This is a genomic window from Promineifilum sp. (SeqCode), from assembly GCF_041918635.1.
In the GTDB taxonomy this organism is placed as follows: domain Bacteria; phylum Chloroflexota; class Anaerolineae; order Promineifilales; family Promineifilaceae; genus Promineifilum.
In genome coordinates, this window is the sequence record NZ_JAYRVJ010000109.1 from 1 (window position 1) to 1,861 (window position 1,861).

The 1,861-nt window shown below is 67.8% G+C and carries 2 protein-coding genes; one reads left to right on the top strand and one right to left on the bottom strand.

Annotated features, from left to right (window positions below):
- Nucleotides 1–21: 21 nt before the first annotated feature.
- Nucleotides 22–1,008 (bottom strand): class II fructose-bisphosphatase, encoded by a 987-nt coding sequence (gene glpX / locus ACE3UY_RS03680; protein WP_374686202.1) that lies wholly within the window; start codon nt 1,006–1,008, stop codon nt 22–24.
- A gap of 146 nt (nt 1,009–1,154) precedes the next feature.
- Here glpX and ACE3UY_RS03685 point away from each other — a divergent pair.
- The coding region (locus ACE3UY_RS03685; protein ID WP_374686203.1) for an ATP-binding cassette domain-containing protein at nt 1,155–1,861 on the top strand (707 nt) is incomplete at its 3' end.

Below are 1,861 nucleotides of genomic sequence, written 5' to 3' on the forward strand. Positions count from 1 at the left end.
CGGGCCGTTCTTTCATCTGCTCTATCTGTACTCAACCTCGCTGATCCGCATCAGCTTGTCCCAGCGGTGGTGGGCCTCGATGGTGCGCCAGGTTCCGGAGCGCGAGCGCGTGACCAGCGAGTGCGTGATCGCCCCGTTGCCCACGTAGCGCACGCCGCGCAGGAAGTCGCCCTGGGTGATGCCGGTGGCGGCGAAGAAGTGATCCTCGCCGGTAGCCAATTCAGCCAGGGTCAGCTTGCGGCCGATGTCGATGCCGGCTGCCTCGATTCGCTCCCGCTCCCCTTCGGATTGGGGGGCCAGGCAGCCCTGGATTTCGCCGCCGAGGCCGTGCATGGCGCAGGCGGTGATGACCCCTTCTGGCGTGCCGCCGATGCCCATCAGGATGTCAATGCCCGTGCCCGGCAGCGCGGTCATGATCGATGGGGCCACGTCGCCGTCAGAGATGAGGCGGATGCGCGCCCCCGCCGCGCGCGCTGCCTCGATGCGCGCCCGGTTGCGCGGCCGGTCGAGGATGACGACCGTGACCTCATCCACCGCCAGCCCCTTGGCCGAGGCCACCACGGCCAGCGTCTCAGCCACCGGCGCTTCGATGTCCACCTTGCCGGCCGCCTCCGGGCCAACGACGAGCTTGTCCATATAGAAGGCCGGGCCGGGGTTGAACAGCGTGCCGCGCGGGGCGATGGCGACGACGGAGATGGAGTTGGGCAGCCCCTTGGCCAGCAGCGTCGTACCCTCCACTGGATCGACGGCCACGTCCACGGCCGGCCCGTGGCCATTGCCCACCCGCTCGCCGTTGTAGAGCATCGGCGCTTCGTCCTTCTCCCCCTCGCCAATGACGACGATGCCGTCCATGCGCACCGCGCCCAGGAGCAGCCGCAGTGCGCCGACCGCCGCCCCATCACCCTCTTCCTTCCGCCCACGACCGACCCAGCGGGCCGAGGCCAATGCCGCCGCTTCCGTCGCCCGCACCAATTCCAGCGCCAGATTGCGATCGGGTGACTCAGACATATGCTCCTCCGGCCGTCTGTGAAAAGGGGCACAAACGGTGACCACCCACAGTATAGCATGGTTAGGGAGTAGGGGTTAGGGGCTAGGGGAAGAACGTTCCTCCCTAGTCCCTAGCCCCTAACCCCTAGTCCCTGTAGAATGACCCCATGTCCATCCTGACTGCCAGGGAACTGGGCCACGCTTTCGGGGCGGCCGAGCTTTTCCACGACGTGAGCGTGTCGCTAGAGCGGCGCGACCGCGTGGGCTTGGTCGGCCCCAATGGTGTCGGCAAGACGACGCTGCTGCTGGCCCTGGCCGGATTGCTGGAACCGACGGCCGGCCGCGTCGACCGCGCCGAGGGGCTGTCCCTGGGCTACTTACGCCAGGAGGCGGTGCTGACCTTCGCCGGGCGCGAGAACTCGGTCTATCAGGAGATGCTGACCGTCTTCGCCGGTTTGCGCGAGCAGGAGGCGCACATGGCCGCGCTGGAGGCGACCCTGGCCGAATCGTACTCGCCCGAACTGCTCGAGGCGTACGGTCGTGCCCAGGAGCAGTTCGAGCGCGAGGGCGGCTATCAGTACCAGGTGGAGATCAAGCACGTCCTCTTGGGCCTGGGCTTTGCTGCGGATCAGTGGGACACGCCGCTGCTACATCTGAGCGGCGGCCAGAAGACGCGCGTGCTGCTGGGCCGCCTGCTGCTGGAGAAGCCTGCCCTGCTTATCCTCGACGAGCCGACCAACCACCTCGACATCGCCGCCGTGGAGTGGCTGGAGGGGACGCTGCGCCGCTGGGATGGCACGCTCATCATCGTCAGCCACGATCGCTACTTCCTCGACCGGGTGGTGAACCGCGTCTGGGAACTGGCCCCGGCGGC